We start from the raw sequence: 26,618 nt of genomic DNA, 5'->3' as shown, positions 1-26,618 counted from the left end.
GTCTGCGAGCATCTTAAAGCTGCGCAGGCCAGGGGGACTCGTGTATAGCATGCGCCGTCGAAGAGTGGCCGCGTGGTGTTGGTGAGTGGAGGTGTGGGGGCCGGAGGAACGTAGCCGGGCCTTCGCGGGTGGTCAGGGGTTCAAGGGTGCCCGTGAGTGGTCAGGTTGGATGCCACCACAGCCAGATGATGCGATGTTGCCCATGCCCTCCATTCCTTACCACCACCGGCCTTCGGCCGCTGCCGGTGTGCGCATTCATGAAGTCGTGCATCACCCCATGAGGTTTGCGCGCCAGTTGGCGGCCAGTAGGAAGAGGAGACCAGGTCGCGGCTCAGGGTGAAGAAGTCGTCATTCCCGGAGCGAACACGGGGATAGACGAAGACTTGCCATTCGTCAGTCGTGGTATAGCGCATATTGGGATCTGGTGTGCCACGGCTTTGAACCGGCATACGCGGGTGAGTGACACCGAAGTCCCCGAAGTCAGGTGGCTTCCTACCCCAGTGACCCACGACCCGCTTCCATAGCTGTGCATCCCATCTGGCTACGGGTGTCGCCTGCCCCCGGGGGAAGCCTGTCAGGTTGACGGGGAATGCACCGGAAGCCACACACTCATTGCGCCATGGCCAGCGCGAAAGACTACGGAGCGCTTCTATGGCCCTCCCAGCAAGCGTGTCCCTGTCGGCGCGGGATCGCACGGGCCCGGCATCTATAAGGAGGTCAACTTCCTCCGGCTCCGCCTGGAGGGCGCAAAGAAGCCTCCGGATCAGTCTTTCATCTGGTGGCTTGTCCAGGCCAGGAGTCACAGAGACACGTAGGCATGCCCCCTGCCGATGGCCCTCGGTCACGTACGCCGCCTCGGCCAGCACGTCGTCGGTGTCAGTGGCTCGGACGACAGGGCACATACGTACATCCCTCAGCCCCAGCGACTCACCGAGCCGCATCACAGGTCCGCCGGAATCCCCTTCCAAAACCCGCTCTACTGGCAGAGCACCGCAATCGACCGTAAGCACCATGCCTTCCGGGACACGGTCCATGGCGTGATCGCAGAATGTCTCCAACAGATCCCGAAGGCCGGGATCGGGTACGAGCTCCATCACCGGACGGATACAGGACCGAACTTCCGGCGTTGTGTGCTCAAGTGCCAGGAACTGCCTTGCCCTTAAGGATCGGAACGTAGACCACCGGCTCCCCCAAGCGCTCGTCGCACTCAGCCAGTTGACTTCTCAGTCACTTCCGACAGGGTGGCTCGGTACCCCTCGGTTCGGATAGAACGCTAAATGAGCCAATGAGGCTGAGAGCAGATGCCGGGCGGGGGTACGCCTCCAGCTGCTCAGTGGCCCCTGGTCGAATACGCAGTGACGCACCATCGCCCTGGCGGTCCATGCGTGGAGGCCTCTGGCCAGCTGCGGACGACCTGATCAACCGCAGCCCGCACATCCCCGCCGTCGCCGAACGCGCCCGGCCGGTCCGGATCAGCCGGCCGATCTCCTCCCGCACCCCCTCCGGGGTCCGGTCGTGGAAGAGACCGTTCTCCCGGAACAGGTGGGCGGCCTCGTCCAGCATCAGCACGACCCGGTCGGACAGGCCTCCGGTGCGCTCCGGCTGGGCGGCCAGCACGGCGGCAAGCAGGTTCGCAGGCGACTTGCCGGGCATCGTGCGCTCCTCCTCACGCAGGGACAGGACTTGCATGTGTGAGTGCCCGAGCTTCTCGGTAGCCCAGGCGCGGGCGGTCTCGGCCTCGATGTCCTCCTCTGCGTCGCGGTGGTAGCGCACGGCGACGGCGGCGCAGGTTTCGGCGTCGCACAGCACGCGCGCCACCGCCTCGGCCCCGTCGGGGTGCTGGACAACGGCGATGTCGGCGTCTGCCAGCTCGGCGGCGATGCACTCGGAGACCATGCGCAGGCCTGCGGGCGGCGTCCATCAGGGCTGCGAAGCCCCGGGTGCCGTGCTCGGCGAGCCGGGCGTCCTCCCAGCGGACGCGGTGGGTATGCACGGTATAGGAGCGGTCCGGTTCGCCCGGGACCAGCAGCAGGGGGACGCTCAGCGGCATGAGGCGGTAAGCCCTTTAGTGGCGGAACTCGGGTGGGTAGGGCGTAGGCGATCTGGCTGAACTGCGTGCGGCGTACAGGCGCCTGCGTGGCGTGGAGGATACTCCTGGGCCCGGCGTCAGCGTCGTCCCGGTGACGTGGAGGTGACGGTCGTCGGCCACGTGGACGCGGTAGTGGGTGATGTACCCGTCCCGGGCGGTACCGAAGGTGGTCCGGCGCGGTCAAGTGCCGAGGCCGCCACGCGCTGGCCCCGCCGGGGACTGGGTCCCGGCCTCGCGCGACGTGCGAGGACCGCGAGGCCGGGATAAACGCCCGTCCTGTCAAGGCGCCTGTGCCGACGGTACGTCACGATCCATCGGCGGGCGCGGTAGACGGCGCGCAGAGGTGAGGGCCAGTCGGCCAGTGTGGGATCGGGGAGGAGGAGCGGGGCGCACTCCCGGTAGTCGGCGGTGACCGCGGGGGTGTGGGTGTCCGGCAGGTAGTACTCGACGTTCTCGCCGATGAGACGGGCCGGATCAGCCAGTCGGGCGGGCAGGGTGCGGGGGTGGTCGAACAGCGCGCCTTCGCCGGCTGTGCGTCAGCGGCGCAGCAGGCCGGGGGTGCCGCTACGGGGAGCTCAGGCACGTCCCCACCGGCCGGGGCCAGGCAACAGGGTGATCGGGTGCGTGAGACGATTCCGGCCATGGAATCCGCTGCGCGGAAAAAGGCGAAGACGGGGCTGAATTGCCCTTCATGGTGCGTCCAGGAGCACGCCCATGAGAACCCTGAGAACGGTGACTCTCTCCTGCACGAGTCGGCGCCCATCACCCTGCCGCTACCCACCGGAGATCACATTCCCAAAGGCCTCGGCGTGCAGATCACGACGTTCAGCGTCGATGATTGGGAGATAGGGGCCTCGCCTGTCCGGCTGGATCTGGGACTGATGGAGGGCGACCAGGCCCTCCATGAGTTCGTGCACATCAAGACGAAGGCCGAGCTGGACCAATTCGCAGCAGGCCTGCGGCAGACCGCCACCGCACTGGAGGAGTGGAAGGACCGGTTGGCAACGTAGCCGCTCCCTCTTCTCCGTCATAGGCCATCACCAGCGCTGGACTGGGGCCATGCACGCCAGCCACATCGCGCCGTGCTTCTTCTTGCCTGGCTCGGCCTCGATGACCCTCTGCCGAATGACGGCATCCGGGCACTCGCTCAAGGCGGCCCCAGGCCGCCTGCGCAATGCGCAGCGCGGGCGGCTGGCGTCAGCGGCTGTTGCGGTGGTCGTAGACGGTGAGGGCCAGGGCCCGCATTGCGGCCTGGGCACGTGCGGCGTCCAGGCCCTGGTCGACCACTTCGAGGACTTTGGCCGCGGAGACCCGTACGGCCAGGGGCAGGCCGTCGTAGGCGGAGGCCCGGTAGGCGACGGTACGGCGGGCCTGCCGCTCCTCTTCGCTGACCCCGCCGGGGATGAGGGGGAAGACCGCGGCCTGGTACGTCGCGATACTCACCAGGACCGCGTCGGCGAGCCCCTCCGCATAGCCATCGGCCCGTACGGCGTCGTACTCGGGCTGGAAGAGGGCGACGACGCGGCGGCGGGCGAGGACCGAGCCGATCCCGGCGCCCAGGCCGGCCGTGCACCCGGCGATCAGAGCTGCCGTCCGGCCGCCCAGGAGCAGACCGACGCAGAGACCGCCGAGCGCCGCGCACGTCACCAGCACGAAGGTGATCAGCAGGTGTATACGGGCGGCGAGCGGGGGCGTAAGCGTCATGCCCAGCAGTATGCACAGCACCCCCTCCGGTGGTGCGCAGGCGTCGGTGCCTCGTCAGTGTGTGCTCTTGCCCGCGCCGGCGATGCCTTCCAGGGCCAGCAGCATGGGCGTGCCCTTCAGTCCTTCTCGGCGATGAGCCAGCTGATGAACTTCGCGACCCGGCCGCTGATCACCGGCTCGGTGCCGTGGGCGAGTTGGGAGCCGTACAGCAGGGCGGTACCGAGCGCCGGGTGGACGGTCCACCGGGTGCGGGGCATCGCGGTGAACCAGTCGGCGGAGTGGTCGGCGCCGTCGTGGGCGAGCCACATGCCGTCCGCGTAGCCGCTGTGGGGGTCGTGTTCCAGGCGGGTGTTCCAAAGGCGGTCTCTGGAGGAGCTCTCGACGTAGAAGGCGCCGCCGGCCTCCGCCTGGCGGATCACCACGCTGATCCCGGCGATCTGCCGCGGCCAGGTGAGCGGGTCGGGGGCGATGCCGCCGAGGTGGCTGGTGATGTGTTGGTCGGGTCCGTACTCGACGTAGGTCCAGGGCCGGCAGGTGGTGATGGAGGGCATGACGCGGGACAGCGCCGGACGGGCCCGGGCGAAGGCTTCCTGGAGCAGGTCCTCGGCCTCGGCCGTTGAGATCTTCGGTATCTCCACCCGCCCGGCTGGCTCGTACACGGCCATGGCCTGCTGAGGGGGGTGGCCGGTGGATGGAGTGGGTGCGCTGCTCGCCGAAGCGACCGCGCCCGTCGGAGGTGAGGAAGGTGCGCATCACATCGGTGAGCCGGTCGCGCTCCTCGGGGGGGGGGGGAGGAAGCCCTCGATGCTGCCCGGTGCTGACGGTCTCGGCGACGTGAATCACGTGGTGCTCCGTTTCGAGTCGAGCACGCGGCGCACGTCGGCGAGGCCGGTGCAGTGGTTGAGCCAGCTGGCCACGGGGTGGCGGGTGGTGGCGGCCGGGTCCGCCCACAGGGCCAGCAGCTCCCCCGTGAGCGGGAAGGTGTCCGGGCCAGGCAGTACCTGCGGCGCCACCGCGCTGCGGGCCCTCTTAGGTCGAAGGTGAAAGCATGGGGCACCATTCTCGGAACGGGCCAAGGGGCGACCGCTGGGTGCTCGGATCACGGCGCGCAGGCTGAACGCGCAGAGCCGCCAGCTACGCCGGGAGCGCGCAGAAAGAACAATGACATAGCCAATTACGGCCAAGCTGATGGGCGACCGGAAGCATACGGTCGCCCATCGATTCGATGCTGGCCAATCCATTAGGGAGGGCCCCAGCGAGTGCAACTGTGATTCTCCCGGCATACTCTGAATTGAAGGATATGCTTGTTGGTGCCAATATAGCTTCTCTGCCCGCAGGGACTTTTACTGCCGTTGGTGTCCCATATGGCGTTGACGCTTCCGTCGTTGAGCTTGTATTCAGTGTAGAACGTGGTGTTGTCGCCTTTTCGATCGCACGCCCCGACCACCTGGTGATCGATCTTCCCCAGAACGTAGCCGAAACCGCGTGCCCAATCCGGCGAATTGTAAGCATCGTGGGCCATTGCTGGCGAGGCAGAGAGCCCCACCGCAGCAGCAATGGTGGCCGCCATTACGATCACACGCCGCACATGACCTCCCAGGTATTCTTGACAATCGAGCACGCTACTTGGTGACGAGTTGCGGGTCAATGCAGCGGCGGGATAAAAAATGAGTAAACGCCGAGATGGCGGAATGCTGGATTCCAGCCCCGCCTTGAAAAGCGAAACCATCGACGCGACTAGGTCAGTCGGCAGAAGCCTCAGCGCGGTGCCGACTCGCCCTCGTAAGGGGAGCCCGAGAGGAGCTGGCGCTGTCGAGCTGGGCTTCAGCTGATGATGTTGTCCGGGGTGTCGAGCCAGACGTGCTGCCCTTGGGAGGTGACGGTCAGACCGGCCCGGTCGCGTTCTGGCCGGCCGCGGTCCTCCCAGAGCCGGAATGCCGCTTCGACCTCGTCCCACAGCCCCCGGGGCCCGTACTGCTCGATGGCGAAGGTGTCGTGTCCAGGCACGTAGTCCACCGACGCCCAGGACTTCTGGTCATCGGCGAGGATCCACAGGGTGGCCTCGTCGCTCCCGTCGTCTGCCTCTGCCATCAGGGACCAGGCGTCGGGGAGTGCGAGGCCGATGAAGAACCGCGCCTCGTACTCAGCTTCCAGATCCCGGGGCGAGAGAGTGGTCTTACTACGGGTCACCTCGTCGCGGTGGTGGAGGAAGTCGCGCAGGTACCCGCGAGGAGGGCGGTTCGTGCGCGTGCGCATGAAGGCCGGGTAGCCAGCGAACCGACCCTCGGCCACGCCGTTGCGGATGTCAAGGACGGCGAACGAGTAGGCGTGGTAACTCCCACCCCACGGGGCGACGATGCGGCCGGCCGGGGTCTGCTCGACCCAGGCGTACGGAATCTCGGGGACGGTGAACGTGGCGAGCCACCGGTCGTACGGGGCGCCGTCCGGGTACCCCTTCTCGGCGTCCCCGCAGATGACCTGCGGGCTGTACCCGGCCGCCCGCAGGTTCTTGATCGCCTGCTCCACGAGCACGGGGTCGGTGTCCATGCCGAAGACGTTCTTGGAGCCGAGCCGGTGCGAGAGCCAGGCCAGGTTGTACCCCGTGCCAGCGCCGGCGTCCATGACACGGTGGCCCTCCTGCACGTCCGCCAGCGCAAACATCTCCAGCATGACCGACGGCATGGAAGAAGAGGACGTCGGCAACCGGTACGCGCCCTCGCCCAGGTCCTTGCCGTCGTTGATCTGGGTGACGAGCGGCAGGTCGCCGTAGACCACGGTCAGCCACCGCTGCGGGCGTTCGCTGCGCGAGAGCGGCCGGTCGTCGACCTCGATGGTGTCGGGCACGAAGAGCTCGCGCCGGACCGTGGCCACGGCGTCCTTCCACTCCGGGAGAATCACGCCCTTGTTGGTGAGGATCTCCAGGAGCCGTTCCGGTGAACTCACGCCCGCCTCACTTCTTCTTCGGAGGGTCGGTCACCGGCTTGTTCCACTGGCCGTCCTTCTCCTTGTTGGACTGGTTCTTGTCGCCGTCCTCGCCGTCCTTGCCGTCCCCATGCTTTCCCATCGCCAGTGCTCCCTTCGGGCCAATCGGTGCTGCGTGGGCCAGGAAGCTACAGAACGCAGTTGGCCGGCGCCAGGGCGCGTCCGGGCGATGCGGACAGGTGTGCGTCAGCCCACCGCCGTCCAATGCCACGGGCGGGGACCGTTGCGGCCACGGACGCAGTCGATGCGGTACTGGGCTTGGCCGGCAGCGGTGGGGTCGTCTTCGGCTGTTTGGAGCGCGAAGGTGACGAGGCGAAGCTCGCGGATCGCGCGAAGGACGGGGTAGCCCTGCCACAGGGTGACGTCGTGGCCGTATGCCTCACAGAAGCCCTGGTAGGAGTGCGGGGGGAGCGTGCCGAAGGTGTCGGTGGTGATCGCGGTGGAGGTCAGGTCCCATTCGGGCGGTCCGAGGGATGTCCGTTCGAAGTCCATGAGGTAGGCCGTCGTTGGGGTGACGGCGACGTTGCCGGTCCAGGCGTCGGCATGGATCACGCACCGGGGCAGTCCGTCCGGCAGCTCCGCCCAGGCCGACTGGAGATCTGCGAAGTGGTGCAGGAGCCAGTCCCTGTCGTCGGCCCGTACCGATGTGGCGGCCGTCAGTCGCTGTTCGATCCTGACGAAGGGGTCGAGCTGACCAAGGTCGATGTCCGGTATGGGCAGGGCGTGCAGGCGTTGCAATAGGGGTGCCATCTCGTCGGGGGTCCCGTGCCGGTGCGGTGGGAGCTCTTCCCAGAAGGTGACGGCGCGTCCCTTGGCGTGCAGCGGCTGGCGGATAGGCAGGGGTCGCACGGCCGGCACCTGGTGGGTGGTGAGCCAGCGGGTGACAGCAACTTCCCGGGCTGCGGCGTGGTGCTGGCCGGGGCGGGCGATGCGGGCGACGATGCCGTCCGGCAGGCGCCACAGGTCGTTCTCAGCGAGGCGAATGACCGTCGCGCCGCGGCTGTCGATTCCGGCGATGGCGCACGCGGCCTCGAGAACCCGGCGGGAGCAGTCCTCCCGGGTGCTGGTCACGTCAGGGCCGCGGTGATGCGGCGTCGCAGGTCGGCCACGTCTGGGCGCTTGGTGTGGTGGGTGCTGTGGCGCAGGAGTTCGCGCATGTCCTGGGCCGCGCGGCGGGAGCGGAGGCGGCCGACTTCGTCCAGGGCCTTGTTGGCGATGGCGGTGGCTTCTTGCGGGTCGCCGGTGACCATGGTGAGGGAGGAGAGCTTGGTGCGGGAGAACGCCCGGCTTCGCACGAAGGCGGCGCTGTGGCCCTTGATCGCGGTGACAAGCCGTTCGGCAGCCGGCCGTGGTGGGTGGAGACCTGCCAGCGCCAGGTCGTAGAGGGCGTGTCCGGTGTCGCCGTGGTGCTGGGCGTGGTCGTAGAAGGCCATCCAGGGGGAGTCCTGGCCGGGCTTGGACCTGGCGAAGACACTGTCGGAATGATCGATGGCGGACAGGGCTTCGGTGCGGCGGCCCATGCGGGCCAGGGCCCGGGCGCGGGCGTTGTGCAAGGTGGCCTGTTCGCGGAGGGTGAGGCGGTCGGCGCGGACGAGGCCGTTCTCGGCGTGGGTCAGGCCGGCGTCGGGTGAGCCGGTCCAGATTTCTTGTCGGGCGCGCCAGTTGAAGGAGGCGGCTCGCAGGTGCCAGTCGTCTCCTTCTTCCGCGCATGCGGTGCCGAAGGCGAGGAGGCGGCGGGCGTCGTCGTGGGCGTGGGCGTCGAAGGCGGAGGCACCCATGACGATGGCCAGGCGGCCGACGGCGGAGAAGAGACCGGGCCGGAGTTTCGCGGGGCATGGGGCGTCGAGCAGGCTGGTGGCCCACTGGAGTTCGCCGATGGAAGCTTCCCGGACGATGCCACCGCCCCCGTAGAGGTTGTCCCACTTGGCGAGGGCAGCCGATGCTTCGCTGACCTGCGCGATGTCCTCGCGGTTCACGGAACTGGGGAGGGAGGATCGGCCGGGGGCGGGGATGAGGTTGGACCAGGAACCGGCGCTCAGGGCGGCTATGCCGCCGCCGGCCATGAAGTTTCGGCGTAGCACGGGGTGCAGGCTCCGTTCCAGCAGTGCGGGCGGGTCTGCAACTAGCATGCCCGCTTCCGTCTTTCGTGGATCGGAGCCGCTGGGTGGGGCTAACTGGCTGTCCGCTTCACCTGTCCGCTTGTCCGCATCGGCGTGATCACGGATGTCCGATTCTTCGACTCTGCGCCACAGCCTCAGCAGCGCCCCGCCGGCGCCCACAGCCTCATCGAGGGCCGGCACCAGGTCCTTGGGGCACCGGCGGTCGGCCTTCTCGATTTTACCGATGAGATCCCCGCTGACCTGGAGCTTTTCGCCGAGTTCGCGAAGGCTGAGGCGGCGGACCGTGCGCCAGTTGCGGACTTCCTTGCCGAACCAGTGCTGCATCGACAGCGAGTCGTCTAACGGCTTGGGTGGCTGCGGCACGGTGCTTCCTCCTTCGCGGCTGATGCGGACAGATCTACCGCTGGAGAACCGTCCGCATCAGGAGCCAAGTCACTGGTGATGTGCGCCCGGGGGCGCACACGGGGTAGCCGGCAGCCGTCCTGCCCGACCGCCTGCAAGGAACCGGGCCGGGCAGGCGTGCGCACCGACTAGCGGTCGAGGGCCGTGGAGGAGCTGCTCTTCAGGGATGCCGTAAAGGCTGTCCATGCGGGCCCTGTGTATGACAGGAGCTCTCCGTCGGGGTCCTTGGAATCCCGGACCCTCACACCTCCCGATGTGGGGAAGGCCGTCTCGACGCAGTCTTGGTTGGGCACGGAGCTGTAGGAGCTCTTGAACCAGTTGAGTTCGTCGGTCACGTGTGTTTCCTCGCTAGTGCTTACGGTGTGCTTTGCTGGCCTCGCAGATGCGATCTGCCGAGGCGTCTGGGCCGAGGGCCACTTCACTGAGATGCTGAAATGCCTCGGAGCACTTTCTTCGTTCATGCGGTTGTTCAAGGAACAGCGCCCCGCTGACCTGCTCGCTGTAGACGATGTCCAGGTCGGGATCATCGCCACCGAGTATCAGGAAACTGCTGTTGGCGGCGCTGAACACTCCAAGATCCAAAGGGAGCACCTGAACGGTGAGGTTAGGGGCCGTTGCTCGGTCCAGCAGGTGGTCGAGCTGGTCGGCCATGACGTCAGGGCCGCCGACCGCCCGCAGGAGCACTGATTCATCAAGAATCACGTGGAATTGCGGCGCACCCGGTTGGAAGAGAATCTCCTGCCGCTTCTCCCGCACGTCGAGATACCTGTCATTATCTTGCGGACTGAGCCTTTGACCGGGCGGCACGGCGATCGCCTGTCCGTAGGCCCGGGTCTGGAGGAGGCCGGGAATGAAAACGGCCTGAAATTGAAGGATGCGTGTCGCCTCGTTCTCCAGGGCGATCAGGAGCCGCATGTTGTTGTCGAGCGGATCACCCTTGGAAATCCACCAGGCCCCGGCATCGCTGGACGCTTTGGCGAGGTCTACCAGCGCGGTGCGCTCACTATCGGATGCCCCATAGGCCCGGCACAGCGCCTCTACCTGGTTCCACTTGACCGTGCCGACACCTCGTTCGTACCGGCTGACGGTGGCCTTGGAGACGCCCGCCCGTTCGCCGGCGTCCTCCGCCGTCAGCTTGCACCGATCGCGCAGTTCCTTCAGGCGGAAGCCGAGCTGACGTCGGCGTGTAGTCGGCCCTCCGGCCATCGATGCCCTCCGTGCCTCATTGTCGGTGTCGTACGGCGCGGTGCTCCGCTGAGGAAGTTACAGGGTCACCGAAGGGCCGTGGCCGCCCTTGTCCCATACCCCTGGCGGCCCATGCGGACACTTCCGCTGTGAGCGTTACATGGCGAGCGAACCCGCTGCCATACTCCAACGCCTCGCAGCCGCCGCGACGTTGAACTGCCGCTTCGGCGCGATCCCCGCTCTGCTCCACCGCTCCAGGAGAGTGATGCCGCTATGCCTGCATCAAGAGCACCCGCGTCACGCGGACACGTCAACGGGTCACAACCGCTCGTAGTCGTCCAGGTCGGCCCGGCGGCTGTTCCAGGTGGCGATGGATGCCTTGTACCCCTCGGGCATGGGCAGGGCCGGTACCTGGCCGGGGGTGAACAGGCCGATTTTCGTGTGCTCGTGGCTGAGGACGGGCGCGAGGTCCGGGGTGTGGACGGTGCAGCCGTAGGTGATGATCACGACGCGGCAGCCGGGGATCGGTTCGTAGATCCACACGTCGAGCAGCGGCCCGGCGGTGACGTGCCACCCGGTCTCTTCCGCGATCTCCCGCTCGACGGTGGCTTCCGGGCTGGGGTCACCGGGTTCGAGCCGGCCACCTGGCAGCTCCCACTCGCCGCGTTCATTGTGGAGCAGCAAGACACGGCCCTGGGAGTCCAGGGCGACGCCCTTGACGGAGACGGGCCAGGTAGGCGGCACGGGGGGCATGCGATTCCTCGCGGTACTGGGTGCGGCTGGGCCGCCCGGACCGTAGCACGCACCCGCCCTCCTCGGGCCCGGCCGGACGAGGGCCAGGGGCCGCCGATCTATCGCTCTACCGACCCGACCGTCCTCGCCGCCGTGGCCCCCACCAGGCTGACACCTCACGGGAGTTCGTCGATGCGCAGCACCGCCGAGCCGGATGCTGATCCTTTCGCCCGCTACTACGTGGACGTGACGCTGCCGGGTGCCGTGCGCGCGGTCGCCGGGTGCCTGGCCGGGTCGGGCCTGGCCACGTTCAGCGGCCTGACCACCCGAGCGGAGGTGCTGGCCTTCGCCGCGCGGGTGATGTGGATCGAGCAGCACCGCGACAGCGGCCGGGACGGGCTGACGGCGATCTACGACAGCGGCCGGTGTGACGAGCGACCCGTCTCCGTGGGGCTCACCCGCGATGAGCTGGCCTTTCACACTGAGGGCACGGCGCTGAAGAGCCCTCTCCGGCTGATGCTGATGGTGTGCACGCTCCCCGCGTCTCGGGGTGGCTACCACCTGCTCGTCGACGGCCGGACGGTGTACGCGGAGCTGGGAGCCCGGCACCCGGACGCGGTGGCCGTGTTGTCCCATCCGCGGGCCGGGCACTTTGGCCGCAGTGGCGGGATCTTCGCCGCAGCGTTCGCCGAGCACAACGGCGGGCGGGTCTCGGTGCGCTACCGGCAGGACAGCTTCGTGCAGTGGAACCCGCTGGCGGCGATGCATCTGCACGCCTTCCGCATGGCCCTCACGCGGAACCAGCTGATGCTGCGGTTACAGGCCGGCCAGGGCTACCTCCTCGACAACCACCGATGGCTGCACGCCCGCACCGCTTTCGACGGCGCCCGGCGCTGCTACCGGGCCCTGGGCAACCCCCACGACCCCGCCTCGCCCGGCTTCCTTCCCAAAAGCCTCGGCGGTGCGGCATGAGCGTCGCGACCGCCCCACGTGCCGCATCGCCCCAGACCGTTCCCGCGCTGCGTAAACGCCCCCGGCTCCAGGCAGAGCACCTGCAAGCGATGGGTGTGCCCCGGCAGAAGGAAGCAGTCAGCGAAGCCCGCCGCACGGTGCGGCAGCTGTTGCTCCGGTGGGGTTTGGGTGTGGAGGAGGCGTTCCGGGCAGAGCTGTTCGCCGCCGAGCTGCTGACCAATGCCTACTGCCACAGCCGGACCGACACCCCGGAGACGGAGATCGGGTTGTGCATCGCCGAAGGCGGCGGCGCGGTCCTGATCGAGGTCGAGGACGCCGGAGGCGAGGGAAGGCCGACCACCCGGGGGCAGACCGACGATGCGGCCGAGCACGGCCGCGGACTGGACCTGGTGGAGGCCCTGGGCCGCTGGGGCTGGCGCATCCTGCCCGACGGCCACCTGTCCACCTGGGCCTACGTCCCCCCGGCACCTCCAGGGAACGCGCGGTGAGCCCCCCGCGTGTCACGGCGGGAGGACCACGCGACCCGTCCAACGGGTACGACGAAGCACCTCTGATGCCGCAGGCGCCGCTGCCAGCAGCCCCTGTGCGAGCCCGCGTCCCGGGCGGGCGGCAGACCGGTCGGCACGCTGGTGAGCGTCGCCGTGGCGCGCACCGCGTGGCCGGCCCGAAGCGCGCCACCCGTTGTCCGGTACTGGCCGTCGTGCTGCTGGAGGCCATCGTGCCCATGGGGTGGGTGGTGGCCCGTATCGCCCCTCTCCTGCTGTGAGCAGGCCCTGTTCCGGCTCCCTGGCGGCGGCCGCCCCCGAGTCCCGCCCCCAGGGAGCCCTCCACTCCCCCGTCCACCGGCTGGCCGAGGCCCCGCCCAACCCACCTGGCCGCTCGTCCGTTCTGCCGTGCCCGAAGGACACCACCCCGATGACTCCTCGCGCCCGCCCGCCTCTCCGCCTGGACCTGCTCTGCACGCTGTGCCGCCTGCACCGCGAAGGGGTCGCCGCCCGCATGACGCAAAGCCTGGTCCCCAACCGGCCAGAGCTGCTCGAGATAGTGCGATGGGAGAGCAGGGCTGCCCGGGAGCTGGAGTTGATCCTCGATGCGTACGGCTGGCCCGGGCCCGCTCTGGTCGGTGAGGTCGGAGCGGAGGCCGCCTGGTGGGTGGCCCTGCTGTGCGACCGGCAGTCGGTCGTCCAGCAACACGCCCACCAGTACCTGCTGGAGGCGGTCACCCGCGAGGACGCCCCGCCCCGGCACCTCGCCTACCTCACCGACCGCCTACTGATGCACGAGGACCGACCGCAGCTGTACGGCACCCAGTACGTACTTGGTCCCGACGGGGCGATCACCCGGCACCCCGTCACCGATCCCGGTCTGCTGGGACTGCGCCGCTACCGGGTGGGCCTGCCCAAGAGCGCGGAAGCCCGCCCGGCCGACCTGCGCCTGATGGCCCTCACCCGCGGCCCGCTCGGGGCCGCATGCCTGAGCTCCATCCGATAACCCTCCTCCGCCCCGCATGCCCGAAGGGAACACCGTCTTGAGCACCCCCGTACGCGCCGTCACCGCTTCCCCGGCCCGGCCCCGCTTACTGGCCGCCTGCCGGGACGAGGGCCCGGTCAACGAGCACGTCGTCTCTGATGCGACCGGCTGGCTGGTCACCACCGACCACACCACCGCCGAGACTCGACACCAGGTGTCGGACACGGCCCGGCTGGTCACCTACAACACCCTCACCGGCGGCATCGACTCCGACGGCGGCGAATGGCGGCTCCAGCAACAGGTCGAGTTTCTGGCCTCGCTGGACGCCGACGTCATCGCTCTGCAAGAGCTGCGCCGGTGGGACGAGGGCGGTTGGTGGCGGCTGTGGCATGCGGCCAACGCCCTGGGCATGGCGCCCCTGCCCCCGGTGCTCTCCCGACGCGGGCGCGGCAACCACCTCGCGCTGCTCTACCGGCCGAGCACCGTACGGGTCGAGGACTACGAGGCGGACGCCGCCCGCGGGGCGTTCTATCACGGGCTCGGCCGCGCCCGGCTCTCCATCAAAGAACAGCCGCTGCTGACTGTCCTGTTCACTCACCTGTGCTTCCTCGGCGGCGACGAACGCTACGCCGAGGCGCGGTGGCTCACTGGCTACGGGGGCACCTACGAGGGGGATCCACAGCGGGTGGTGCTGGCCGGTGACCTGAACACGATCGGTCCGCACGACCCCGAACCGGACTGGGTCCGGATCCCGGCGAACCTCCGCTCGCGCCACTGCCACCTCACTGCGGGGGGCCAGTTCGGCGACACCGACCGGCGGGCCATCCAGATGCTGGAGCGGGCAGGGTTCCACGACCCGTTCGACGTGCTCGGCGAGCCTCCGCACCGCGCGTCGGGCTACTGGAGCCCGGCGGAGGCGGTGGATCACCGGTCCGACTTCATCCTGGCCAACTTCACGCCGTCGACCAGATCGCCGCAGCCACCGTCCACGACACCGAGACAACCCGAGCCCTATCGGATCACCTGCCCGTCGTTCTCGACCTCGCCCCACCCACACCCTGAGCCGGCCCACTCCCCCGCACCTGCCAGGACCCGCCCCGCCCCCGCCCACGCCCCGGCCCTGTAAAGCCCCCGGGCCTGCCCTCGCCGCGTTCGGAAAGCCGACTCCATGCCTCCTGCCTCCACTCCCAGCACGCCGGCCCCGTCTTCCCCGGCCCCCTACGGCTTTGTTCTCGCGCCTCTTCTGCCCGCTTCCGAGTACCAGGCACTGGTCGCCTCGGATTTCCTCAACCCTCACCTGCTGACCGCGATCACCCTGATCGCCCTCGGCCGCACGAGGAAGCAGGCAGCCGAAGCCATGGGGATCAAGCAGACGACGCTGACGTCCTACTTCGCCTCCGCCGCCAGCGCGCTCGGCTGCGCGCCACGGATGTCCCTCCTGGTCCACCGCGCCTACAGCCACCGGGCTTTCCCCACGCCCGCAAAGGTCAGCGCCCCCGCGCCGGTGCTCGACTCGAACGAGTGGATGGTGCTCCTCGCCCACACCGGCGGCATCACCCTCCAGCACCTGAGCGGGTCCCGGATGCTCTCCCTGGACAGCCTCACCCGCATCAACCGCAGCCTGATGGCCAAGCTGAATGCCGAAACCCCCGCCCACAACGTGCGCCGTGCCTGGCAGTACACCCTGCTGCCCGGGACCGGCACCCCCTCCACCGCGCCCGCAGACGGGCGGGCATCGTGACCTGCCCGGAACCCGTCACCGTCGTGGTGGCCGTGCGCGGCACCGCCCAGGCACTGCCCAGGCTCTTCGCAAACCTGGCCGTGCAGACCTACCTCGGTGAGATCGATGTCGTCGTGGTGGACCACGGGCCCCGACCGGTCATCGACGCCACGGCGCTGCGGAGGTGGTGGGTGCCGACGCGGGTGGTGCACGAGCCCCGGCCTGGCCTGTCGTACGCCCACAACACCGGCATCGAGGCCGCCACCGGCCGCTGGATCCTCCTCACCAGCCCGGAGGCCCTCCCGGCCGCCGGCTGGGTCCGCGGCCTGGTACACGCCCTGACGCACAGCGGGGCGAGTCTGGCCGGCGGACGGGTCCTCCCCCGGTTCACCACCGCCCGCACCCCGGTGCTCTCCCCCGACGCTCTGTCCCTGTTCATGCCGACGCACTGGCCCGAGAGCCCGTGCGAGCTCGAGCCTCCCTACGAGCTGTCGGGCTGCAACCTCGGCATGCCCCGAGCCGAAGAACTGAGGTTCGACCACCAGGCCGCAGCCCCCGGCCCGCGCCACCCCAGCCACGGGGCGCGAGAACTGGTCTCACGGATCCAGAAGGACGGGCGGCTGGTGACCGTGGTGCCAGAAACGGTGGTCTACCGGAGCATCCGCTCCCAGGATCTGACCATCAGGGCCCTGTGGAAGCGCGCCCGGTGGCACCAGGTCCCGGTCAGCCGTGTTCTGCGCCCTTACCCGTACAACCCCGCCGGGCTCCGGGCCCGCCTGAGGTGTGGCCGGTGAACACACCTCTCTTCGGCACCGCTGCCCCCTCATTGGCCTCCTCGGCGGGCCCGGCAACGTCCTGGCCGTCACCCGTACCCCCAGGGAGGGCGGGTGCATGCCGCTCTCGCTAAGCCCGGCGGGCCGTTCACAGCCTCACCGCGACCGACAACGGCTTCGACCTCGCCGTGGACCGACCCAACTGCGCGGCCCTGACTCTTTCCCTGCTCGCCTCAGCCACCATCCGCCGGAGCTGACATGACCACGCCTCTCACCCAATGGACCGCCGTATCGCTCGACCCGTACGGGGTCCCGGCCAAACCCAGACACGGTCACCGGCGAGGGCAGCCGCCCCTGGCCGGCGTCCACCGCGCTCGGTGCGGTGAGGAGTGGGAGGCGATAAGGGTCCTCGCGGTCGACGGACAGCGAGCCCTGCCCCAACTCGGTAAGAACATCGGCCCCGTTGTAGCCAGCATCTATCACGGAAGCTGGACGTTCCTCATCGACAAGCAGCCCGCGCTGGGATGGAACCTGCACGGTGTGCGGCTGCTGCGTAGAGGCACCGTGATCGAGCTGCCGTTGCCCGGCGCCCGCCGCGGCGGCCGGGACGTTCGCTGGGTCATCCCGCCCGGCGGCCTGACCGACCCCGCCCTGCTCCACCAAGCCCTGTCCGGCGACGCCCCCGTACCGCCGGCCAGATCCGGCAGCGCAAAGCCGCGCCGGGCGCCCGCAGGCGCGAGACCCCGCCAGGCCGGGAAGACCGTCACCTTCGCCGCACCATAGGCCACCGACGGGGTGGTGAGGCTCCTTCCGGGGCGTCACCCGGCCAGCTGCAAAGCAACGCCACCCGCCAAGCCGAGGCGACCGGCCGACGAGCGGCGGGGTGCCGTTTCCGGGAGCAACGCAACCCCCGAATCGGGTGAGCGGCCACGGCCGGGTGAATCGCACACCGCCCTCCGAGCCGCCTGCCCAGCTGCCACACGGCCGTTGACGGCCGCTCGAATTCCTGCACGACGAAACGCCCTCGGCAGGCCGTGACCGCACCCGTCCGGGGGCCGTTCTTCCGATCACTCGTCCGACCCGACCGTCAACGAGGAGGCGTAGTGCATCACCACCAGGACCGACCCGCGAATGCCACGGGGGTGCGTTTGAGGTTCGAACACGACCCAGCCAGGCACGGCCGCCGCGCCGGGACCATCACGGGGAGGCAGGTGTGAGGCAGCCGCCGCGCTACCGGCTCGTTGTCGACGTCATGGTGCTGATGGTCCGCGACGACGGGCGGGTCCTTCTCCTGCGCCGTGCGGGCGCGGTGTATGCCTCCGGGCTGCTCTGCCCGCCCGGCGGACACCTGGAGGAGGGCGAGAGCGTCACCGCCGGCGCGCTGCGTGAGGTCGCCGAAGAAGTCGGGGTGACGGTCCGGCGCCGGGATCTGGAGTTCTGCCATGCCATCCACCACCGCAGTCCCGAAGGCGAGGGCCGCATGGGGATGGTGTTCACCACCCAGCGGTGGGCGGGCCAGCCGAGTATTCGGGAGCCGGAGAAGTGCTCGCAGCTGGTGTGGGCGGACCCCGCCCGGCCGCCGGCTGACTGCGTGCCGTACACCGCCGCCGCCCTGAAGCAATTCTGCGCCGGAGCCCTGCTGTCCGAGCACGGCTGGCCGACGGGAGGGGCCACATGAAGACGACCGCGCAGGACCGCAGTCGACTGCCGTATCCGGAGCCGGTGGACATCGAGCGCAAGGCGCAATGGACGAAGTCGGCGTTCGACCGGTACGGCCTCTGGCAGTTGGTAACGACGATCCCGGCCGTGCTGGCGCAGGTGTTCCGCATGGCGTGGCGGATCGACCGCCGCGACGTGCTGGTCATGGTCGGCGCGCAGGTCGTCTACGGGATCGGATCGGCGGTGGCACTGGCCGCGACGGCGCGCGCGATGGTGCCGATCCTCGGGTCCGGTTCGGTCTCGCACCGGGTGCATCAGGCGCTGCCGGCGCTCGTGGTGATCGCGGTGGCGGCCGGTGTGGGGCGGGTTGCGTACGGGCTGGCGTCGTGGTCGGTGGCCCGGCTGAAGCCGCGGTTGATGACGGCGGCGGACGTCGCGGTGGTCGAGGCAATGCTGCGGGTGGAGCTGGCCGCGTTCTTGCGGCCGGAGTTCTCCGAGGAGCACGAGGCGGCCGAGACCGGGTCGGTGCGCTGTGACCGGCTGATCTACGACGTGCAGTCGTTCATGTCGGCAATGATCAAGCTGATCGCCGCCTTCGGCGTGCTGACCGTGCTGCACCCCCTGATGCTTCCCGTGCTGGTCCTAGCGGTGCTGCCGTCGGGCGTGGGGGCGATGGCGGAGGCACGGATCGAGCACCAGGTGCACACCGCGAACAGCACGAACCGCAACGTGCGCGGCATGATGCGCTGGTTCGTCACCGCGAGCAAGCTCGCCGACGAAGTCCGCGGGATGAGCATGGCCGGGTACCTGTCGTACTGGTACCGGACCCTCTCAAAGCGCCTGGACGAGCGGAGCCTGGCCGGGGCGGGCCGGCAGCTGCGCGCGAACCTGATCGCGGCCGTCTTCGGTGGCCTGTGCCTGTCGCTGGCGTGGGGCACACTGCTGTGGCTCACCGTCTCCGGCCGCATGTCCCTGGCCATCGCGGCCACCGCAGTCCTCGCCGTGCGGACCGCCCTGGGGAACCTGACCAACGTCGTGCACTACGCCGCATCCCTGTTCCACTCGTCGCTGTTCCTCGGGGACTGGAAGCAGTTCATCGAACGGTCCAAGGCCCTCATGCCCGCGCCCGGCACCGTCCCAGCACCGCAAGGACCGGAGACGATCCAGATCCGGGACGCGGTCTTCACCTACCCGAACAAGAACCGGCCCGCCGTCGACGGGCTCTCGCTGACACTGCGCCGGGGCGAACTGATCGCGGTCCTCGGCGAGAACGGGTCGGGCAAGTCCACCCTCACCCGACTGATGACCGGCCTCTACACCCCCGACAAGGGACAAGTCCTGTGGGACGGCGCCGATCTGTCCCGCGTCGATGCCGAGCAGATCCGGGAGCAGACGGGCTTCGTCACCCAGCAGTTCGGCTACTGGCCCGTCTCCGCGCGCGACAACATCACCCTGGGCCAGCCGGTCGCCTCCGGCGACGAGCGGGTGTGGGAGGCCGTCGACGCGGTGGGGATGCGGGACGCCTTCGAGGAACTGCCCCACGGCCTGGACACCCTCCTCGCGGCGGAGCTGTGGGGCGGAGTGTCGCTGTCGGGCGGGCAGTGGCAGCGCATCGCCTGCGCCCGCGTCCTGTACCGGCGGCCGGCCGTCGTCGTCATGGACGAGCCGACCTCGGACATGGACCCGCGTGGTGAGCACCAGATGTTCCAGCTGCTGCGCGAGATCGCCCCGGGCCGGATCACGGTGGTGGTCACGCACCGGCTGGCCAACACGAAGGTCGCGGACCGGATCGTCGTCATGGACAAGGGCCGCATCGTCGAGCACGGCACCTTCGACCAGCTCGCCAAGGCAGGCGGGCTCTTCCAGGAGCTGCACGAACTCAGCCTTGACCGAGGGGGTAGCCAGTGACGGCCACGAATCGGGCGCCGTTGTCGGAGAGCGAGAAGCTGCTGTTCTCCGGCGCGCTGCGGCACGACAAGGCATGGGCGAAGTACTCCGACCCGTTGCTCCGCATGAGCTTTTGGGCGATGGCCCGGCAGTTCCCCGGCATGCTCGGCATGGTCGGCCGAATCGCGTGGCGCGAAGACCCCCGCGCCCTGATCGTGCTCGTGGCCGCGCAGCTGGCCTCCGGCGTCATGTCCGCGTTCCTGCTCGTAGCCACCAACCAGGTGCTGGTGCACCTCTTCGCCGACGGCCCCACCCCGGCCAAGCTGCGCGAGGCCCTGCCCGCGCTGCTGCTCGGCGGCGCCTCCTCGGCCGGGTCGGTGCTCCTGGGATGCCTGATCACCCAGATCGAGGGGCGCCTGTATCCGAAGATCGAGCTGTCGTGCCGGACGGCGTACTACGGCATGATGACGCGGGTCGAGATGTCCGCGATGGAAGACAAGGACATCCACCGCCAGCTCGCCCTCGGGCAGTACGGCACCAACTCCGTCCAGCGCATGCTGTCTCACTCGGTATGGATTATCAGCGGCCTGATGAGCCTGGGGGCCGCCGGCATCGTCCTGGCCACCCTGCACCCCCTGCTGCTCGCCGCGCTGTTGCTCATCGCGGCGCCGCGATGGTGGGGCGCCGTCGTCGTCATGCGCCGCGCCTACGCCTCCCAGCACGCGTGGATTGACCACCGCCGGGCCACCGACGTCCTGCTCTGGCCGATTACCCGGGCCGGCGCGACCCCGGAACTACGTGTCCACGGCGCCGGACGGCTGCTGATCCACGCGCAACAGGACATGGGCCGCACCGCGGCGGCGGAGAAGGCTCGCCTGGCGCGCGCGGAAGCCAAGACGGAGATCGTCACGGCGGCGATGTCCGGCACCGCCCGCATCGTCGCCTACGGACTGCTGTGGTGGCTGCTGGTCGCCGGCGGCATGCCGCTGGCCGCGGCCGGGACAGCGGTGCTGGCGATCCGCAATGCCACCGGCTACCTCAACCAGATCGTCTCCCAGCTCAACCGCATGTGTGAGGAGTCGCTGTACCTGACCGACATGAACCACTCCATCCGGCTCGGCGCCCAGCACGCCATCCCCGACCACGGCGCCCGCGTGGAGGGCGAGGGCGTCGACGTCGTCCTTCAGGACGTCGCCTTCCGCTACCCGGGCGCTGAGCGTGACGCGCTCCAAGGGGTGTCGCTCACCATCCCCAAGGGCAAGGTGGTGGCCCTGGTCGGCGAGAACGGGTCCGGCAAGACCACGCTCGCCAGCCTCATCGCCGGCCTCTACCTGCCTACCACGGGAACCGTCTCCTACAACGGCGTCGACGTCCGGGAAGCCGACCGCGAAAGCGTCTTCGACCGCATCGCCCTGCTCCCGCAGGACGTCGACTGCTGGCCGATGACCGTCCGTGCCAACGTCCACATCGGCGACGCCGACCGGCCGCTGGACCAGGAGAAGATCGAAGCCGCGGCCGAGCGGGCCGACATCCGCACCGTGGTCGAGGACCTGCCCCACGGGTGGGACTCCATCGCCGTCAAGGACTTCGAACGCGGAGTGCGCCTGTCGGGCGGGCAGTGGCAGCGCATCGGCGTCTCACGGGCCGTCTACAGGGAACGCGACCTGCTGATCGTCGACGAGCCGACGGCCGCGCTCGATCCGAAGGCGGAGATCGAGATGTTCGACTCGCTGCGCTCCTTCACCGATGACGGCGTCACCACCGTGCTGCTCATCACCCACCGCCTCGCCGCCACGGCCAACGCGGACATCATCTACGTCCTCCACCAAGGACGGCTCCTCGAATCGGGCTCGCACGCCGAGCTGACGGCCCTCACCGGCGGCCACTACCGGGAGCTGTACGAACTCCAGGCCGCCCAGTACGGGAACGGGACCGTGCCTGCTCCCCGGAAAGGGGAATCCGCAGACGCCTGACCCCAGGAGGGGCGGAGGGAAGACCGTGCGCTGCGGGCGACGAGCGCCCCTCCCCCCTCCCGACACAAGGTTCCGCGAACTCGACAGAACCGATAGGAGAGCGCATCTTGACCGTGATCGTCGGGCTCATCGAAGAAGACCGGGTCCACCTCGGCGGGGACTCCGCCGGCATCTCCGGATGCAGACTCACCATCCGCAAAGACCCGAAGGTCTTCCGCAACGGCCCCTACGCCCTGGGCTTTTGCGGCAGCTTCCGCATGGGCCAGCTCCTGCACCACGCCTTCAAAGCCCCCAACCCTAAGGGCGACCTCGACGCTTTCATGACGACCCGGTTCGTCAACAAGCTGCGCACCTGCCTGAAAGAAGCGGGCTGGGCGCGCAAGGAATCCGAACAGGAGAAGGCCGGCACGTTCCTCGTCGGTATTCACGGCCGCCTCTTCATCGTCTACGCGGACTACCAGGTAGCCGAGCCCGCCGACGGATACGCCGCCGTCGGCTGCGGCAACGAATTCGCCCTCGGCGCCCTCCACGCCACAGCCACCGCCAACCTGCCAGCACGCGACCGCCTCACCGCCGCCCTCACCGCAGCCAGCCACCACAGCACCGACGTCTGCGAACCGTTCACCTACACCACCGCCCCCTCCCTCAGCAAGCTGTACGAGATGCAGGTCCGCCAGTACCAGGACGCCACCGTGCCCGGCCCGCGCGGGCCGGCCGACGCAGTGAAGAAGGGCGCGCAGCGGTGAGCGACGCCCCGGCGGGAGAGGGGAGCCTCTGGCGGCACCAGGACTTCGCCCGGTACTTCGGCGCCAACGCGGTCGACCTCGTGGGCAGCGGCGTCACCTCGGTGGCCCTGCCGCTGATCGCCGTGGTCTCACTGCACGCCTCGGTGTGGCAGGTATCCCTCCTGGCGTTCGCCGAGCGGCTGCCGCCGCTGCTGTTCGCTCTTCCCGCCGGGGCCCTGGCCGACCGCCACCGCAAACGCCCCGTGATGATCGGCACCACCCTCGTCTCCGGCCTGGTCCTCGCCGTCGTCCCGCTGGCCGATGCCGTCGGCCGTCTGTCGCTGGAGGTGCTGTACGCGGTGGCGCTGCTGAGCACGACGGCCACCGTGTTCGGGTCCACCGCCCGCATCAGCTACCTCCCCTCCCTGCTGCCCCGCCACCGGCTGCTCGAGGCAAACGCCAAGGTCGGCGCCATCTCGTCGCTGGCCGACAGCGCCGGCGCCCAGCTCGGCGGCGCCGTCGTGGCCGTCCTGGGGGCCGCCCGCTCCCTCTACCTCGACGTCGCCTCCTACCTCGCCTGCGCCCTGCTCCTCGGCAGCATCCGCACCCCCGAACCCAAGCCGCACCGGCCCGCGCAGACGACCATGCGGCACGAGATGAAGGAGGGCGTGGTCTACGTGGTGCGGCACCCCACGATCCGGCCGCTGCTGCTGACTGGCACCGCCTTCACCGGTGCCTTCGCCGTGATCACCACGATCTGGTCGGTGTACCTGCTGCGCGACCTGCATTACTCGGCGACCGCGCTGGGCACCCTGCTGAGCGTGGCCGCGCTCGGCGGCGTGGCCGGCGCGCTCGTCGTCCGCCCACTCGTGGGCCGGTAGCCCGGCCCGGGTCATGCTCACCGCCCTGGCCCTCCTCCCCCTCACCGAACTACCGATCTTGCTGGTCGGGCCCGGCCGACCCGGTCAGGTGGCCGTCGCCGTGGGGCTGTTCGTCCAGCTGGCCGCCGCCACCGCGCAGGGCTCCACCCAGCGCAGCATCCGCCAGGCCGTGTGCGAGCCGGGCATGCAGGGCCGGATGCTCGCCACCGGGCAGTGGATCACCTACGGCACCCGCCCGCTCGCCGCCCTCGCCGCCGGGGCGGCCGGCACCTGGGTCGGCGTGTGGAACACCCTCGCCCTCGGCACCGCCGCCCTCACCATCCCGTTCGGCGTGCTCTTCGCCTCCTCGATCCGGACCATGCACCACGTCCCCGACACAGCTCCCGTCTCTCAGCCCCGCCCGGAAGGAGAACCGGCGTGACCACCGACGAGATCGACAACCCAGCCGCCTACTGGGGGAGATTGTGGGCATCGGGCCGCCGCTACAGCCCGCTCACCGACGCCGAAACCGCGCTCCTGGCTCAGTACACGGGCCCTGGCCGTGGGCGCCTCGCGCTGGACATCGGGTGCGGCGACGGCGCGCTGACCCGTCACCTCGCCCATCTCGGCTATCAGGTCACGGGCTTGGACTGCACTCCGGTTGCCCCCCCTCTCGCCGAGCCGACCGCCGGGCCGGTGCAGTACTGCTGCGCGGACATCGAAGCCGTGCAGCCTCCGCCCCTGCCGCAGCGCGCCTTCGCGCTGATCACCGCGCGCCTGCTCTTCGCGTTCATCAAGGACAAACCGGCCTTCCTCGACCGCGTGCGCAGCCTTCTGGACTTCGGCGGCGTCTTTTGGGTGGTCACCCCGATGGCCGACCGCCTTCCCCCCGAGCACGCGTCGGTTGGGATCACGGGTCTGGACGAGGAGTTGTTGACCAGCCGGTGGGGCACGGTCCGTGCCACGGACCTGGGGACGCTGCGCTGCTACGCCCTCCGGGCTACGAGCGCCGACGACACGGAGACAAGGGGGCACGGATGAGCGACACGGCCGATCACGAGGTGTGGACGGACTTCGGGCGCTATCACCTCGATCGCGGAACCAACCCGCCCGAACCCCAGCGCGCCAACTGGACGTTCTGGGACGGAGGGCCCGGTGACGAAGTGCTCGGCGACCTGGCCGGCCGCCGGGTCCTCGACATCGGCAGCGGCACCGGCCGCTATGCCGTGCACCTCGCCCGCGCCCACGGCGCGGTCATCGACGCGGTCGACGGCTCCCCCACCCAGCACCAGCGGGCACTCGACCGCTACAGCAAGGACGAGCCGGGCGTGCGCTTCATCCTGGCCGACATCCTCGAGCACCTCCGCCAAGAGACGGAGCCCTACGACGTCGCGTACGCCATGCACTCCTTCGGCTTCGTCGACCCCCACCAGCTCCTGCCGGCGCTCGCGCCCCGGATCCGGCCCGGCGGACGCCTGGTCCTCTCCGTTCTGCACACCAACCGGGACGGTGTCGGCCCCTCCTCAACCGTCCACCCACGCCCCGAAGGCGTACGCCTGGGCGATGACGGCATGCTGACGACCTCGATGTGGGTCCTCACCCCGGCCCTGTGGGAGGACCTGCTGGTGGAGGCCGGGTTCCTCGTCGAGGACGTCGCCGTTCTGCCGTCGCCCGCGGATGACGATCCGGTGCGCTGCCAGCTCATCAGCGCCCGCCGGTGCGCTCGGGTGGCCAGCCGGCCGCGCACGACGGCCCCGCCCGTCGCCCAGACCGCTCTGGGGGTGTGCGTGATCGTCACCGATGCCGAGGGGCGGGTTCTTCTGGGTCTGCACCGGTCCGGGGTGTGGGAGTGCCCCGGCGGGAAGGTCGAGCCCGGGGAATCCCTTGAGGAGACCGCGGTCCGTGAGCTGCGCGAGGAGACATCGCTGTCCGCTCAGACGGACAAGGTCGAGGTGATCGCACTGCTGCTCGACGAGGTCGGCGGCACCAACCGGGCAACCGCCGTCGCCGTGGTCGCCGTGCACGCGGGGAGCCCGACGGCGGTGGAACCGGAGCTGGTGAGCCGGTGGGAGTGGGCGAGGACGGACGCGCTGCCGGGGCCGCTCTTCGTGCCGTCCGCGCAGGCCCTTCGGGCGTGGCAGCCGGCACTGGGCATTGATCACCCGCCCGCCCGTGTGTACCGACTGGCCCACGGGGATCGGTAGCGGAAAGCGCAGCTTCCGCTGCGGGAGGGGCAGTGTCCGCTCCGTCCGTACCCGCAAGGCGGTCTCCCGCATGCGCGGCGACCTCGCACGCTTCCGGGCCCGTGGCCTGCGGTGCGTGGCCGAACTCGACGAACGAGGACGCGACTTCCTCTCCAGCGTCTGACGTCAGCGGCACCCGCAGAAACGGCGGACGACCGGCTCCAGGTAGTCCGCGTGCGGACCGGCCAGAACGGCCAGTTCGTCCGGTGAGCGCACCAGGGCAATGCCGTCGAGTTCAGATTCACGGCCCTGGGCACGCTCGGCTGCCGCAACAGCGGTAAAGGCCGCGCGCAGAGTTGCCTCGGGAAGGGCCGGCGCCAGGTAGGTCAGGCCGACACTGCCGTTATCGCCGCGGGTAACCACCCACAGCTTCAGGTCCTCGAAAGCCGCGCCGATCCCCAACTCCTCCACCAGCTCCCGCGCGGCCTGGCTGGCCGGCGCCGACTCGTCCAGCACCGCCCCGCCCTGGGGAGGCTCAAGGGACCCCCCTGGCAGCTGCCAGCGCCCCGGGGCGGCCGTAGAGGGCGACATCCTCGCCACCAGCACACGGCCGTCGTCGGTCGGCTGGACAACGTTGACGAACACCGAGGGCAGCGCGGTGGCGCCGGGAACGCGACGCAAAGCGTAGTGCCGGTACGTCACACGCACCCACGACAGACGCAGGACGCGCGGGCCCGTCCACTCCAGCCCCCCACACGCCACCACAGGCCCGTCGAAGAGAGTGGGGTTGGCCCGCACCGCCATGTCCCACACCCGGTCCCGGGCCTCAGCATCCCAGGACGGCACCGGCGGCTCCGCAGCTTCGGCCAGTAAGACCCGTTCAGCCTCGAAGAGGTCAATGCCCACAGGGGGCAGTGTCTCGGTCACCGGCCCATCGTAGAACCCACCCCCGGCTCGCGTCCCTCACCGTCCAGCGCGACTGGTCGACCACCTGGGAGAATGCCAGGTACCCCGCAGCCTCGCCCCTTCAAGGATGTCCGAAAGACCAGGTCAGTGTCGTCGATAGCGTGTGGTCGCGGGCCCGGGTTGCCGGCCCCGGAGCCAACCACCGCGTAAGCAAGGCCGGCCTGCCCGGCGACCCGCTCAAGGGCTAGGGAAGAAACCCGCGGGGTCACGGTTGCT

The 26,618-nt window shown here is 69.6% G+C and carries 29 protein-coding genes; 16 read left to right on the top strand and 13 right to left on the bottom strand.

The window, feature by feature from the left end:
- Nucleotides 1-140: 140 nt before the first annotated feature.
- Together ACZ6MA_RS31645 and ACZ6MA_RS31640 are read right to left on the bottom strand one after the other, a co-directional pair.
- Nucleotides 141-1,106: a beta family protein gene (locus ACZ6MA_RS31645; RefSeq protein WP_469438144.1), complete on the bottom strand. Its 966-nt coding sequence runs from the start codon at nt 1,104-1,106 to the stop codon at nt 141-143.
- Nucleotides 1,107-1,227: 121 nt separating this feature from the next.
- Nucleotides 1,228-1,896, bottom strand: coding sequence for a hypothetical protein (locus tag ACZ6MA_RS31640; RefSeq protein ID WP_469438080.1), 669 nt, complete (start codon nt 1,894-1,896; stop codon nt 1,228-1,230).
- A gap of 834 nt (nt 1,897-2,730) precedes the next feature.
- Between ACZ6MA_RS31640 and ACZ6MA_RS31635 the strand changes: the two genes are divergently transcribed.
- Nucleotides 2,731-3,099, top strand: a complete 369-nt coding sequence (locus ACZ6MA_RS31635) for a DUF6907 domain-containing protein (RefSeq protein WP_469438079.1) — start codon at nt 2,731-2,733, stop codon at nt 3,097-3,099.
- A gap of 187 nt (nt 3,100-3,286) precedes the next feature.
- On the opposite strand, the gene ACZ6MA_RS31630 is transcribed toward ACZ6MA_RS31635, so the two are convergent.
- The 10 genes from ACZ6MA_RS31630 to ACZ6MA_RS31585 form a co-directional block, all read right to left on the bottom strand.
- The gene (locus ACZ6MA_RS31630) at nt 3,287-3,793 is read right to left on the bottom strand and encodes a hypothetical protein (protein ID WP_469438077.1); all 507 of its coding nucleotides are present in this window, start codon (nt 3,791-3,793) and stop codon (nt 3,287-3,289) included.
- A 116-nt stretch (nt 3,794-3,909) separates the two neighbouring features.
- Nucleotides 3,910-4,452 (bottom strand): hypothetical protein, encoded by a 543-nt coding sequence (locus ACZ6MA_RS31625; protein WP_469438075.1) that lies wholly within the window; start codon nt 4,450-4,452, stop codon nt 3,910-3,912.
- Between the two features lie 180 nt (nt 4,453-4,632).
- Entirely contained in the window at nt 4,633-4,806 is a 174-nt protein-coding gene (locus ACZ6MA_RS31620; protein WP_469438073.1) for a hypothetical protein, read from the bottom strand.
- A gap of 227 nt (nt 4,807-5,033) precedes the next feature.
- Nucleotides 5,034-5,522 (bottom strand): hypothetical protein, encoded by a 489-nt coding sequence (locus ACZ6MA_RS31615; RefSeq protein WP_469438072.1) that lies wholly within the window; start codon nt 5,520-5,522, stop codon nt 5,034-5,036.
- 95 nt (nt 5,523-5,617) lie between these two features.
- A complete protein-coding gene (locus ACZ6MA_RS31610; RefSeq protein ID WP_469438070.1) occupies nt 5,618-6,736 on the bottom strand; it encodes a methyltransferase domain-containing protein in 1,119 nt (372 codons plus the stop codon).
- A gap of 225 nt (nt 6,737-6,961) precedes the next feature.
- Nucleotides 6,962-7,846: a phosphotransferase enzyme family protein gene (locus ACZ6MA_RS31605; protein WP_469438069.1), complete on the bottom strand. Its 885-nt coding sequence runs from the start codon at nt 7,844-7,846 to the stop codon at nt 6,962-6,964.
- Nucleotides 7,843-9,258 carry a helix-turn-helix domain-containing protein gene (locus tag ACZ6MA_RS31600; protein ID WP_469438068.1) on the bottom strand — a complete coding sequence of 472 codons (1,416 nt, stop codon included), beginning with the start codon at nt 9,256-9,258 and terminating at the stop codon, nt 7,843-7,845. Before ACZ6MA_RS31600 ends, ACZ6MA_RS31605 begins: the two co-directional genes overlap by 4 nt.
- A 167-nt stretch (nt 9,259-9,425) precedes the next feature.
- Nucleotides 9,426-9,632 carry a DUF397 domain-containing protein gene (locus ACZ6MA_RS31595; RefSeq protein WP_469438066.1) on the bottom strand — a complete coding sequence of 69 codons (207 nt, stop codon included), beginning with the start codon at nt 9,630-9,632 and terminating at the stop codon, nt 9,426-9,428.
- 13 nt (nt 9,633-9,645) lie between these two features.
- The gene (locus ACZ6MA_RS31590) at nt 9,646-10,503 is read right to left on the bottom strand and encodes a helix-turn-helix domain-containing protein (protein WP_469438064.1); all 858 of its coding nucleotides are present in this window, start codon (nt 10,501-10,503) and stop codon (nt 9,646-9,648) included.
- Between the two features lie 297 nt (nt 10,504-10,800).
- A complete protein-coding gene (locus ACZ6MA_RS31585; RefSeq protein WP_469438062.1) occupies nt 10,801-11,235 on the bottom strand; it encodes an NUDIX hydrolase in 435 nt (144 codons plus the stop codon).
- A gap of 171 nt (nt 11,236-11,406) precedes the next feature.
- Between ACZ6MA_RS31585 and ACZ6MA_RS31580 the strand changes: the two genes are divergently transcribed.
- The 15 genes from ACZ6MA_RS31580 to ACZ6MA_RS31510 all read left to right on the top strand — a co-directional run bounded on the left by ACZ6MA_RS31580 (nt 11,407) and on the right by ACZ6MA_RS31510 (nt 25,457).
- The gene (locus ACZ6MA_RS31580) at nt 11,407-12,186 is read left to right on the top strand and encodes a TauD/TfdA family dioxygenase (RefSeq protein ID WP_469438060.1); all 780 of its coding nucleotides are present in this window, start codon (nt 11,407-11,409) and stop codon (nt 12,184-12,186) included.
- A complete protein-coding gene (locus ACZ6MA_RS31575) occupies nt 12,183-12,674 on the top strand; it encodes an ATP-binding protein (protein WP_469438058.1) in 492 nt (163 codons plus the stop codon). The genes ACZ6MA_RS31580 and ACZ6MA_RS31575 overlap by 4 nt, the downstream gene beginning before the upstream one ends.
- Before the next feature lie 427 nt (nt 12,675-13,101).
- Nucleotides 13,102-13,677: a DUF6624 domain-containing protein gene (locus tag ACZ6MA_RS31570; RefSeq protein ID WP_469438056.1), complete on the top strand. Its 576-nt coding sequence runs from the start codon at nt 13,102-13,104 to the stop codon at nt 13,675-13,677.
- Nucleotides 13,678-13,714: 37 nt separating this feature from the next.
- Entirely contained in the window at nt 13,715-14,782 is a 1,068-nt protein-coding gene (locus ACZ6MA_RS31565) for an endonuclease/exonuclease/phosphatase family protein (protein WP_469438055.1), read from the top strand.
- A 42-nt stretch (nt 14,783-14,824) separates the two neighbouring features.
- Nucleotides 14,825-15,397, top strand: a complete 573-nt coding sequence (locus ACZ6MA_RS31560) for a helix-turn-helix domain-containing protein (protein WP_469438054.1) — start codon at nt 14,825-14,827, stop codon at nt 15,395-15,397.
- Nucleotides 15,394-16,170, top strand: a complete 777-nt coding sequence (locus ACZ6MA_RS31555) for a glycosyltransferase family 2 protein (RefSeq protein WP_469438052.1) — start codon at nt 15,394-15,396, stop codon at nt 16,168-16,170. Before ACZ6MA_RS31560 ends, ACZ6MA_RS31555 begins: the two co-directional genes overlap by 4 nt.
- A gap of 237 nt (nt 16,171-16,407) precedes the next feature.
- The gene (locus ACZ6MA_RS31550) at nt 16,408-16,932 is read left to right on the top strand and encodes a hypothetical protein (RefSeq protein WP_469438050.1); all 525 of its coding nucleotides are present in this window, start codon (nt 16,408-16,410) and stop codon (nt 16,930-16,932) included.
- 430 nt (nt 16,933-17,362) lie between these two features.
- On the top strand, nt 17,363-17,827 hold the full coding sequence (locus ACZ6MA_RS31545) for an NUDIX hydrolase (RefSeq protein ID WP_469438048.1): 465 nt from the start codon (nt 17,363-17,365) through the stop codon (nt 17,825-17,827).
- Entirely contained in the window at nt 17,824-19,716 is a 1,893-nt protein-coding gene (locus ACZ6MA_RS31540; protein ID WP_469438046.1) for an ABC transporter ATP-binding protein, read from the top strand. The genes ACZ6MA_RS31545 and ACZ6MA_RS31540 overlap by 4 nt, the downstream gene beginning before the upstream one ends.
- Nucleotides 19,713-21,668 carry an ABC transporter ATP-binding protein gene (locus tag ACZ6MA_RS31535; RefSeq protein ID WP_469438044.1) on the top strand — a complete coding sequence of 652 codons (1,956 nt, stop codon included), beginning with the start codon at nt 19,713-19,715 and terminating at the stop codon, nt 21,666-21,668. The genes ACZ6MA_RS31540 and ACZ6MA_RS31535 overlap by 4 nt, the downstream gene beginning before the upstream one ends.
- Before the next feature lie 113 nt (nt 21,669-21,781).
- Nucleotides 21,782-22,414, top strand: coding sequence for a hypothetical protein (locus ACZ6MA_RS31530; protein WP_469438142.1), 633 nt, complete (start codon nt 21,782-21,784; stop codon nt 22,412-22,414).
- A complete protein-coding gene (locus ACZ6MA_RS31525) occupies nt 22,411-23,274 on the top strand; it encodes an MFS transporter (RefSeq protein WP_469438042.1) in 864 nt (287 codons plus the stop codon). Before ACZ6MA_RS31530 ends, ACZ6MA_RS31525 begins: the two co-directional genes overlap by 4 nt.
- Before the next feature lie 13 nt (nt 23,275-23,287).
- Nucleotides 23,288-23,695, top strand: coding sequence for a hypothetical protein (locus ACZ6MA_RS31520; protein ID WP_469438041.1), 408 nt, complete (start codon nt 23,288-23,290; stop codon nt 23,693-23,695).
- Nucleotides 23,692-24,294 (top strand): class I SAM-dependent methyltransferase, encoded by a 603-nt coding sequence (locus tag ACZ6MA_RS31515; RefSeq protein WP_469438039.1) that lies wholly within the window; start codon nt 23,692-23,694, stop codon nt 24,292-24,294. Before ACZ6MA_RS31520 ends, ACZ6MA_RS31515 begins: the two co-directional genes overlap by 4 nt.
- Complete coding sequence (locus ACZ6MA_RS31510; RefSeq protein ID WP_469438037.1) at nt 24,291-25,457, top strand: bifunctional class I SAM-dependent methyltransferase/NUDIX hydrolase; 1,167 nt, start codon at nt 24,291-24,293, stop codon at nt 25,455-25,457. The genes ACZ6MA_RS31515 and ACZ6MA_RS31510 overlap by 4 nt, the downstream gene beginning before the upstream one ends.
- Nucleotides 25,458-25,622: 165 nt before the next feature.
- On the opposite strand, the gene ACZ6MA_RS31505 is transcribed toward ACZ6MA_RS31510, so the two are convergent.
- Nucleotides 25,623-26,363: an NUDIX hydrolase gene (locus tag ACZ6MA_RS31505; protein ID WP_469438035.1), complete on the bottom strand. Its 741-nt coding sequence runs from the start codon at nt 26,361-26,363 to the stop codon at nt 25,623-25,625.
- Nucleotides 26,364-26,618: the final 255 nt, after the last annotated feature.

It is taken from the genome of Streptomyces sp. NPDC042259, assembly GCF_055582085.1.
Note: the sequence above shows the minus strand (reverse complement) of the source record. Positions and strands in the feature narration are given on the sequence as shown.

Bases quoted from the DNA above. Each gene is read 5' to 3' on its own strand.
- ACZ6MA_RS31575 (WP_469438058.1), top strand. From the start codon at position 12,183: ATGAGCGTCGCGACCGCCCCACGTGCCGCATCGCCCCAGACCGTTCCC.
- ACZ6MA_RS31590 (WP_469438064.1), bottom strand. From the start codon at position 10,503: ATGGCCGGAGGGCCGACTACACGCCGACGTCAGCTCGGCTTCCGCCTG.
- ACZ6MA_RS31570 (WP_469438056.1), top strand. From the start codon at position 13,102: ATGACTCCTCGCGCCCGCCCGCCTCTCCGCCTGGACCTGCTCTGCACG.
- ACZ6MA_RS31635 (WP_469438079.1), top strand. From the start codon at position 2,731: ATGGAATCCGCTGCGCGGAAAAAGGCGAAGACGGGGCTGAATTGCCCT.
- ACZ6MA_RS31560 (WP_469438054.1), top strand. From the start codon at position 14,825: ATGCCTCCTGCCTCCACTCCCAGCACGCCGGCCCCGTCTTCCCCGGCC.
- ACZ6MA_RS31630 (WP_469438077.1), bottom strand. From the start codon at position 3,793: ATGACGCTTACGCCCCCGCTCGCCGCCCGTATACACCTGCTGATCACC.
- ACZ6MA_RS31520 (WP_469438041.1), top strand. From the start codon at position 23,288: ATGCTCACCGCCCTGGCCCTCCTCCCCCTCACCGAACTACCGATCTTG.
- ACZ6MA_RS31585 (WP_469438062.1), bottom strand. From the start codon at position 11,235: ATGCCCCCCGTGCCGCCTACCTGGCCCGTCTCCGTCAAGGGCGTCGCC.
- ACZ6MA_RS31615 (WP_469438072.1), bottom strand. From the start codon at position 5,522: ATGGTTTCGCTTTTCAAGGCGGGGCTGGAATCCAGCATTCCGCCATCT.
- ACZ6MA_RS31550 (WP_469438050.1), top strand. From the start codon at position 16,408: ATGACCACGCCTCTCACCCAATGGACCGCCGTATCGCTCGACCCGTAC.
- ACZ6MA_RS31640 (WP_469438080.1), bottom strand. From the start codon at position 1,896: ATGGTCTCCGAGTGCATCGCCGCCGAGCTGGCAGACGCCGACATCGCC.
- ACZ6MA_RS31540 (WP_469438046.1), top strand. From the start codon at position 17,824: ATGAAGACGACCGCGCAGGACCGCAGTCGACTGCCGTATCCGGAGCCG.
- ACZ6MA_RS31510 (WP_469438037.1), top strand. From the start codon at position 24,291: ATGAGCGACACGGCCGATCACGAGGTGTGGACGGACTTCGGGCGCTAT.
- ACZ6MA_RS31580 (WP_469438060.1), top strand. From the start codon at position 11,407: ATGCGCAGCACCGCCGAGCCGGATGCTGATCCTTTCGCCCGCTACTAC.